This is a genomic window from Pectobacterium sp. A5351 (assembly GCF_028335745.1).
Lineage (GTDB): Bacteria > Pseudomonadota > Gammaproteobacteria > Enterobacterales > Enterobacteriaceae > Pectobacterium.
On sequence record NZ_CP116476.1, the window covers coordinates 1 to 8,688 of the forward strand.

Consider the following 8,688-nt stretch of genomic DNA (forward strand, 5'->3'; position numbering starts at 1 on the left):
ATGGCTACCCATAAGCCTATCAATATTCTGGAGGCGTTCGCAGCAGCGCCGCCACCGCTGGACTACGTTTTGCCCAACATGGTGGCCGGTACGGTCGGGGCGCTGGTGTCGCCCGGTGGTGCCGGTAAATCCATGCTGGCCCTGCAACTGGCCGCACAGATTGCAGGCGGGCCGGATCTGCTGGAGGTGGGCGAACTGCCCACCGGCCCGGTGATCTACCTGCCCGCCGAAGACCCGCCCACCGCCATTCATCACCGCCTGCACGCCCTTGGGGCGCACCTCAGCGCCGAGGAACGGCAAGCCGTGGCTGACGGCCTGCTGATCCAGCCGCTGATCGGCAGCCTGCCCAACATCATGGCCCCGGAGTGGTTCGACGGCCTCAAGCGCGCCGCCGAGGGCCGCCGCCTGATGGTGCTGGACACGCTGCGCCGGTTCCACATCGAGGAAGAAAACGCCAGCGGCCCCATGGCCCAGGTCATCGGTCGCATGGAGGCCATCGCCGCCGATACCGGGTGCTCTATCGTGTTCCTGCACCATGCCAGCAAGGGCGCGGCCATGATGGGCGCAGGCGACCAGCAGCAGGCCAGCCGGGGCAGCTCGGTACTGGTCGATAACATCCGCTGGCAGTCCTACCTGTCGAGCATGACCAGCGCCGAGGCCGAGGAATGGGGTGTGGACGACGACCAGCGCCGGTTCTTCGTCCGCTTCGGTGTGAGCAAGGCCAACTATGGCGCACCGTTCGCTGATCGGTGGTTCAGGCGGCATGACGGCGGGGTGCTCAAGCCCGCCGTGCTGGAGAGGCAGCGCAAGAGCAAGGGGGTGCCCCGTGGTGAAGCCTAAGAACAAGCACAGCCTCAGCCACGTCCGGCACGACCCGGCGCACTGTCTGGCCCCCGGCCTGTTCCGTGCCCTCAAGCGGGGCGAGCGCAAGCGCAGCAAGCTGGACGTGACGTATGACTACGGCGACGGCAAGCGGATCGAGTTCAGCGGCCCGGAGCCGCTGGGCGCTGATGATCTGCGCATCCTGCAAGGGCTGGTGGCCATGGCTGGGCCTAATGGCCTAGTGCTTGGCCCGGAACCCAAGACCGAAGGCGGACGGCAGCTCCGGCTGTTCCTGGAACCCAAGTGGGAGGCCGTCACCGCTGATGCCATGGTGGTCAAAGGTAGCTATCGGGCGCTGGCAAAGGAAATCGGGGCAGAGGTCGATAGTGGTGGGGCGCTCAAGCACATACAGGACTGCATCGAGCGCCTTTGGAAGGTATCCATCATCGCCCAGAATGGCCGCAAGCGGCAGGGGTTTCGGCTGCTGTCGGAGTACGCCAGCGACGAGGCGGACGGGCGCCTGTACGTGGCCCTGAACCCCTTGATCGCGCAGGCCGTCATGGGTGGCGGCCAGCATGTGCGCATCAGCATGGACGAGGTGCGGGCGCTGGACAGCGAAACCGCCCGCCTGCTGCACCAGCGGCTGTGTGGCTGGATCGACCCCGGCAAAACCGGCAAGGCTTCCATAGATACCTTGTGCGGCTATGTCTGGCCGTCAGAGGCCAGTGGTTCGACCATGCGCAAGCGCCGCCAGCGGGTGCGCGAGGCGTTGCCGGAGCTGGTCGCGCTGGGCTGGACGGTAACCGAGTTCGCGGCGGGCAAGTACGACATCACCCGGCCCAAGGCGGCAGGCTGACCCCCCCCACTCTATTGTAAACAAGACATTTTTATCTTTTATATTCAATGGCTTATTTTCCTGCTAATTGGTAATACCATGAAAAATACCATGCTCAGAAAAGGCTTAACAATATTTTGAAAAATTGCCTACTGAGCGCTGCCGCACAGCTCCATAGGCCGCTTTCCTGGCTTTGCTTCCAGATGTATGCTCTTCTGCTCCTGCAGCTAATGGATCACCGCAAACAGGTTACTCGCCTGGGGATTCCCTTTCGACCCGAGCATCCGTATGATACTCATGCTCGATTATTATTATTATAGAAGCCCCCATGAATAAATCGCTCATCATTTTCGGCATCGTCAACATAACCTCGGACAGTTTCTCCGATGGAGGCCGGTATCTGGCGCCAGACGCAGCCATTGCGCAGGCGCGTAAGCTGATGGCCGAGGGGGCAGATGTGATCGACCTCGGTCCGGCATCCAGCAATCCCGACGCCGCGCCTGTTTCGTCCGACACAGAAATCGCGCGTATCGCGCCGGTGCTGGACGCGCTCAAGGCAGATGGCATTCCCGTCTCGCTCGACAGTTATCAACCCGCGACGCAAGCCTATGCCTTGTCGCGTGGTGTGGCCTATCTCAATGATATTCGCGGTTTTCCAGACGCTGCGTTCTATCCGCAATTGGCGAAATCATCTGCCAAACTCGTCGTTATGCATTCGGTGCAAGACGGGCAGGCAGATCGGCGCGAGGCACCCGCTGGCGACATCATGGATCACATTGCGGCGTTCTTTGACGCGCGCATCGCGGCGCTGACGGGTGCCGGTATCAAACGCAACCGCCTTGTCCTTGATCCCGGCATGGGGTTTTTTCTGGGGGCTGCTCCCGAAACCTCGCTCTCGGTGCTGGCGCGGTTCGATGAATTGCGGCTGCGCTTCGATTTGCCGGTGCTTCTGTCTGTTTCGCGCAAATCCTTTCTGCGCGCGCTCACAGGCCGTGGTCCGGGGGATGTCGGGGCCGCGACACTCGCTGCAGAGCTTGCCGCCGCCGCAGGTGGAGCTGACTTCATCCGCACACACGAGCCGCGCCCCTTGCGCGACGGGCTGGCGGTATTGGCGGCGCTGAAAGAAACCGCAAGAATTCGTTAACTGCACATTCGGGATATTTCTCTATATTCGCGCTTCATCAGAAAACTGAAGGAACCTCCATTGAATCGAACTAATATTTTTTTTGGTGAATCGCATTCTGACTGGTTGCCTGTCAGAGGCGGAGAATCTGGTGATTTTGTTTTTCGACGTGGTGACGGGCATGCCTTCGCGAAAATCGCACCTGCTTCCCGCCGCGGTGAGCTCGCTGGAGAGCGTGACCGCCTCATTTGGCTCAAAGGTCGAGGTGTGGCTTGCCCCGAGGTCATCAACTGGCAGGAGGAACAGGAGGGTGCATGCTTGGTGATAACGGCAATTCCGGGAGTACCGGCGGCTGATCTGTCTGGAGCGGATTTGCTCAAAGCGTGGCCGTCAATGGGGCAGCAACTTGGCGCTGTTCACAGCCTATCGGTTGATCAATGTCCGTTTGAGCGCAGGCTGTCGCGAATGTTCGGACGCGCCGTTGATGTGGTGTCCCGCAATGCCGTCAATCCCGACTTCTTACCGGACGAGGACAAGAGTACGCCGCAGCTCGATCTTTTGGCTCGTGTCGAACGAGAGCTACCGGTGCGGCTCGACCAAGAGCGCACCGATATGGTTGTTTGCCATGGTGATCCCTGCATGCCGAACTTCATGGTGGACCCTAAAACTCTTCAATGCACGGGTCTGATCGACCTTGGGCGGCTCGGAACAGCAGATCGCTATGCCGATTTGGCACTCATGATTGCTAACGCCGAAGAGAACTGGGCAGCGCCAGATGAAGCAGAGCGCGCCTTCGCTGTCCTATTCAATGTATTGGGGATCGAAGCCCCCGACCGCGAACGCCTTGCCTTCTATCTGCGATTGGACCCTCTGACTTGGGGTTGATGTTCATGCCGCCTGTTTTTCCTGCTCATTGGCACGTTTCGCAACCTGTTCTCATTGCGGACACCTTTTCCAGCCTCGTTTGGAAAGTTTCATTGCCAGACGGGACTCCTGCAATCGTCAAGGGATTGAAACCTATAGAAGACATTGCTGATGAACTGCGCGGGGCCGACTATCTGGTATGGCGCAATGGGAGGGGAGCAGTCCGGTTGCTCGGTCGTGAGAACAATCTGATGTTGCTCGAATATGCCGGGGAGCGAATGCTCTCTCACATCGTTGCCGAGCACGGCGACTACCAGGCGACCGAAATTGCAGCGGAACTAATGGCGAAGCTGTATGCCGCATCTGAGGAACCCCTGCCTTCTGCCCTTCTCCCGATCCGGGATCGCTTTGCAGCTTTGTTTCAGCGGGCGCGCGATGATCAAAACGCAGGTTGTCAAACTGACTACGTCCACGCGGCGATTATAGCCGATCAAATGATGAGCAATGCCTCGGAACTGCGTGGGCTACATGGCGATCTGCATCATGAAAACATCATGTTCTCCAGTCGCGGCTGGCTGGTGATAGATCCCGTCGGTCTGGTCGGTGAAGTGGGCTTTGGCGCCGCCAATATGTTCTACGATCCGGCTGACAGAGACGACCTTTGTCTCGATCCTAGACGCATTGCACAGATGGCGGACGCATTCTCTCGTGCGCTGGACGTCGATCCGCGTCGCCTGCTCGACCAGGCGTACGCTTATGGGTGCCTTTCCGCAGCTTGGAACGCGGATGGAGAAGAGGAGCAACGCGATCTAGCTATCGCGGCCGCGATCAAGCAGGTGCGACAGACGTCATACTAGATATCAAGCGACTTCTCCTATCCCCTGGGAACACATCAATCTCACCGGAGAATATCGCTGGCCAAAGCCTTAGCGTAGGATTCCGCCCCTTCCCGCAAACGACCCCAAACAGGAAACGCAGCTGAAACGGGAAGCTCAACACCCACTGACGCATGGGTTGTTCAGGCAGTACTTCATCAACCAGCAAGGCGGCACTTTCGGCCATCCGCCGCGCCCCACAGCTCGGGCAGAAACCGCGACGCTTACAGCTGAAAGCGACCAGGTGCTCGGCGTGGCAAGACTCGCAGCGAACCCGTAGAAAGCCATGCTCCAGCCGCCCGCATTGGAGAAATTCTTCAAATTCCCGTTGCACATAGCCCGGCAATTCCTTTCCCTGCTCTGCCATAAGCGCAGCGAATGCCGGGTAATACTCGTCAACGATCTGATAGAGAAGGGTTTGCTCGGGTCGGTGGCTCTGGTAACGACCAGTATCCCGATCCCGGCTGGCCGTCCTGGCCGCCACATGAGGCATGTTCCGCGTCCTTGCAATACTGTGTTTACATACAGTCTATCGCTTAGCGGAAAGTTCTTTTACCCTCAGCCGAAATGCCTGCCGTTGCTAGACATTGCCAGCCAGTGCCCGTCACTCCCGTACTAACTGTCACGAACCCCTGCAATAACTGTCACGCCCCCCTGCAATAACTGTCACGAACCCCTGCAATAACTGTCACGCCCCCAAACCTGCAAACCCAGCAGGGGCGGGGGCTGGCGGGGTGTTGGAAAAATCCATCCATGATTATCTAAGAATAATCCACTAGGCGCGGTTATCAGCGCCCTTGTGGGGCGCTGCTGCCCTTGCCCAATATGCCCGGCCAGAGGCCGGATAGCTGGTCTATTCGCTGCGCTAGGCTACACACCGCCCCACCGCTGCGCGGCAGGGGGAAAGGCGGGCAAAGCCCGCTAAACCCCACACCAAACCCCGCAGAAATACGCTGGAGCGCTTTTAGCCGCTTTAGCGGCCTTTCCCCCTACCCGAAGGGTGGGGGCGCGTGTGCAGCCCCGCAGGGCCTGTCTCGGTCGATCATTCAGCCCGGCTCATCCTTCTGGCGTGGCGGCAGACCGAACAAGGCGCGGTCGTGGTCGCGTTCAAGGTACGCATCCATTGCCGCCATGAGCCGATCCTCCGGCCACTCGCTGCTGTTCACCTTGGCCAAAATCATGGCCCCCACCAGCACCTTGCGCCTTGTTTCGTTCTTGCGCTCTTGCTGCTGTTCCCTTGCCCGCACCCGCTGAATTTCGGCATTGATTCGCGCTCGTTGTTCTTCGAGCTTGGCCAGCCGATCCGCCGCCTTGTTGCTCCCCTTAACCATCTTGACACCCCATTGTTAATGTGCTGTCTCGTAGGCTATCATGGAGGCACAGCGGCGGCAATCCCGACCCTACTTTGTAGGGGAGGGCGCACTTACCGGTTTCTCTTCGAGAAACTGGCCTAACGGCCACCCTTCGGGCGGTGCGCTCTCCGAGGGCCATTGCATGGAGCCGAAAAGCAAAAGCAACAGCGAGGCAGCATGGCGATTTATCACCTTACGGCGAAAACCGGCAGCAGGTCGGGCGGCCAATCGGCCAGGGCCAAGGCCGACTACATCCAGCGCGAAGGCAAGTATGCCCGCGACATGGATGAAGTCTTGCACGCCGAATCCGGGCACATGCCGGAGTTCGTCGAGCGGCCCGCCGACTACTGGGATGCTGCCGACCTGTATGAACGCGCCAATGGGCGGCTGTTCAAGGAGGTCGAATTTGCCCTGCCGGTCGAGCTGACCCTCGACCAGCAGAAGGCGCTGGCGTCCGAGTTCGCCCAGCACCTGACCGGTGCCGAGCGCCTGCCGTATACGCTGGCCATCCATGCCGGTGGCGGCGAGAACCCGCACTGCCACCTGATGATCTCCGAGCGGATCAATGACGGCATCGAGCGGCCCGCCGCTCAGTGGTTCAAGCGGTACAACGGCAAGACCCCGGAGAAGGGCGGGGCACAGAAGACCGAAGCGCTCAAGCCCAAGGCATGGCTTGAGCAGACCCGCGAGGCATGGGCCGACCATGCCAACCGGGCATTAGAGCGGGCTGGCCACGACGCCCGCATTGACCACAGAACACTTGAGGCGCAGGGCATCGAGCGCCTGCCCGGTGTTCACCTGGGGCCGAACGTGGTGGAGATGGAAGGCCGGGGCATCCGCACCGACCGGGCAGACGTGGCCCTGAACATCGACACCGCCAACGCCCAGATCATCGACTTACAGGAATACCGGGAGGCAATAGACCATGAACGCAATCGACAGAGTGAAGAAATCCAGAGGCATCAACGAGTTAGCGGAGCAGATCGAACCGCTGGCCCAGAGCATGGCGACACTGGCCGACGAAGCCCGGCAGGTCATGAGCCAGACCCAGCAGGCCAGCGAGGCGCAGGCGGCGGAGTGGCTGAAAGCCCAGCGCCAGACAGGGGCGGCATGGGTGGAGCTGGCCAAAGAGTTGCGGGAGGTAGCCGCCGAGGTGAGCAGCGCCGCGCAGAGCGCCCGGAGCGCGTCGCGGGGGTGGCACTGGAAGCTATGGCTAACCGTGATGCTGGCTTCCATGATGCCTACGGTGGTGCTGCTGATCGCATCGTTGCTCTTGCTCGACCTGACGCCACTGACAACCGAGGACGGCTCGATCTGGCTGCGCTTGGTGGCCCGATGAAGAACGACAGGACTTTGCAGGCCATAGGCCGACAGCTCAAGGCCATGGGCTGTGAGCGCTTCGATATCGGCGTCAGGGACGCCACCACCGGCCAGATGATGAACCGGGAATGGTCAGCCGCCGAAGTGCTCCAGAACACGCCATGGCTCAAGCGGATGAATGCCCAGGGCAATGACGTGTATATCAGGCCCGCCGAGCAGGAGCGGCATGGTCTGGTGCTGGTGGACGACCTCAGCGAGTTTGACCTGGATGACATGAAAGCCGAGGGCCGGGAGCCTGCCCTGGTAGTGGAAACCAGCCCGAAGAACTATCAGGCATGGGTCAAGGTGGCCGACGCCGCAGGCGGTGAACTTCGGGGGCAGATTGCCCGGACGCTGGCCAGCGAGTACGACGCCGACCCGGCCAGCGCCGACAGCCGCCACTATGGCCGCTTGGCGGGCTTCACCAACCGCAAGGACAAGCACACCACCCGCGCCGGTTATCAGCCGTGGGTGCTGCTGCGTGAATCCAAGGGCAAGACCGCCACCGCTGGCCCGGCGCTGGTGCAGCAGGCTGGCCAGCAGATCGAGCAGGCCCAGCGGCAGCAGGAGAAGGCCCGCAGGCTGGCCAGCCTCGAACTGCCCGAGCGGCAGCTTAGCCGCCACCGGCGCACGGCGCTGGACGAGTACCGCAGCGAGATGGCCGGGCTGGTCAAGCGCTTCGGTGATGACCTCAGCAAGTGCGACTTTATCGCCGCGCAGAAGCTGGCCAGCCGGGGCCGCAGTGCCGAGGAAATCGGCAAGGCCATGGCCGAGGCCAGCCCAGCGCTGGCAGAGCGCAAGCCCGGCCACGAAGCGGATTACATCGAGCGCACCGTCAGCAAGGTCATGGGTCTGCCCAGCGTCCAGCTTGCGCGGGCCGAGCTGGCACGGGCACCGGCACCCCGCCAGCGAGGCATGGACAGGGGCGGGCCAGATTTCAGCATGTAGTGCTTGCGTTGGTACTCACGCCTGTTATACTATGAGTACTCACGCACAGAAGGGGGTTTTATGGAATACGAAAAAAGCGCTTCAGGGTCGGTCTACCTGATCAAAAGTGACAAGGGCTATTGGTTGCCCGGTGGCTTTGGTTATACGTCAAACAAGGCCGAGGCTGGCCGCTTTTCAGTCGCTGATATGGCCAGCCTTAACCTTGACGGCTGCACCTTGTCCTTGTTCCGCGAAGACAAGCCTTTCGGCCCCGGCAAGTTTCTCGGTGACTGATATGAAAGACCAAAAGGACAAGCAGACCGGCGACCTGCTGGCCAGCCCTGACGCTGTACGCCAAGCGCGATATGCCGAGCGCATGAAGGCCAAAGGGATGCGTCAGCGCAAGTTCTGGCTGACCGACGACGAATACGAGGCGCTGCGCGAGTGCCTGGAAGAACTCAGAGCGGCGCAGGGCGGGGGTAGTGACCCCGCCAGCGCCTAACCACCAACTGCCTGCAAAGGAGGCAATCA

9 protein-coding genes and 1 pseudogene are annotated in these 8,688 nt (G+C 61.0%); 8 read left to right on the forward strand and 2 right to left on the reverse strand.

What is annotated here, in order from left to right:
- The 5 genes from O1Q74_RS00005 (at nt 1) to O1Q74_RS00025 (ending at nt 4,501) form a co-directional block, all read left to right on the forward strand.
- Entirely contained in the window at nt 1-840 is an 840-nt protein-coding gene (locus O1Q74_RS00005; protein ID WP_000190708.1) for a helicase RepA family protein, read from the forward strand.
- Nucleotides 827-1,678: a replication protein C, IncQ-type gene (gene repC / locus O1Q74_RS00010; protein WP_000240536.1), complete on the forward strand. Its 852-nt coding sequence runs from the start codon at nt 827-829 to the stop codon at nt 1,676-1,678. Before O1Q74_RS00005 ends, repC begins: the two co-directional genes overlap by 14 nt.
- Before the next feature lie 307 nt (nt 1,679-1,985).
- Nucleotides 1,986-2,801 carry a sulfonamide-resistant dihydropteroate synthase Sul2 gene (gene sul2, locus O1Q74_RS00015; RefSeq protein ID WP_001043260.1) on the forward strand — a complete coding sequence of 272 codons (816 nt, stop codon included), beginning with the start codon at nt 1,986-1,988 and terminating at the stop codon, nt 2,799-2,801.
- A 60-nt stretch (nt 2,802-2,861) separates the two neighbouring features.
- Nucleotides 2,862-3,665 (forward strand): aminoglycoside O-phosphotransferase APH(3'')-Ib, encoded by an 804-nt coding sequence (gene aph(3'')-Ib, locus O1Q74_RS00020; RefSeq protein WP_001082319.1) that lies wholly within the window; start codon nt 2,862-2,864, stop codon nt 3,663-3,665.
- Nucleotides 3,665-4,501 carry an aminoglycoside O-phosphotransferase APH(6)-Id gene (locus O1Q74_RS00025; protein ID WP_000480968.1) on the forward strand — a complete coding sequence of 279 codons (837 nt, stop codon included), beginning with the start codon at nt 3,665-3,667 and terminating at the stop codon, nt 4,499-4,501. Before aph(3'')-Ib ends, O1Q74_RS00025 begins: the two co-directional genes overlap by 1 nt.
- Nucleotides 4,502-4,607: 106 nt before the next feature.
- Here the strand turns inward: O1Q74_RS00025 and O1Q74_RS00030 are convergent.
- Both O1Q74_RS00030 and O1Q74_RS00035 read right to left on the reverse strand, forming a co-directional pair.
- Nucleotides 4,608-5,012, reverse strand: a pseudogene (locus O1Q74_RS00030) (IS91 family transposase); the annotation flags it as partial.
- A gap of 553 nt (nt 5,013-5,565) precedes the next feature.
- Entirely contained in the window at nt 5,566-5,850 is a 285-nt protein-coding gene (locus O1Q74_RS00035; RefSeq protein WP_000238497.1) for a mobilization protein C, read from the reverse strand.
- A 198-nt stretch (nt 5,851-6,048) separates the two neighbouring features.
- Between O1Q74_RS00035 and O1Q74_RS20320 the strand changes: the two genes are divergently transcribed.
- The 3 genes from O1Q74_RS20320 to urfF are packed head-to-tail and all read left to right on the forward strand — an operon-like array spanning nt 6,049 to nt 8,659.
- Entirely contained in the window at nt 6,049-8,178 is a 2,130-nt protein-coding gene (locus O1Q74_RS20320; RefSeq protein ID WP_001395566.1) for a MobA/MobL family protein, read from the forward strand.
- Nucleotides 8,179-8,238: 60 nt separating this feature from the next.
- Nucleotides 8,239-8,451, forward strand: coding sequence for a hypothetical protein (locus tag O1Q74_RS00055; RefSeq protein WP_000455501.1), 213 nt, complete (start codon nt 8,239-8,241; stop codon nt 8,449-8,451).
- A gap of 1 nt (nt 8,452) precedes the next feature.
- Nucleotides 8,453-8,659 (forward strand): plasmid repression protein F, encoded by a 207-nt coding sequence (gene urfF / locus O1Q74_RS00060; RefSeq protein ID WP_007857788.1) that lies wholly within the window; start codon nt 8,453-8,455, stop codon nt 8,657-8,659.
- Nucleotides 8,660-8,688 lie beyond the last annotated feature (29 nt).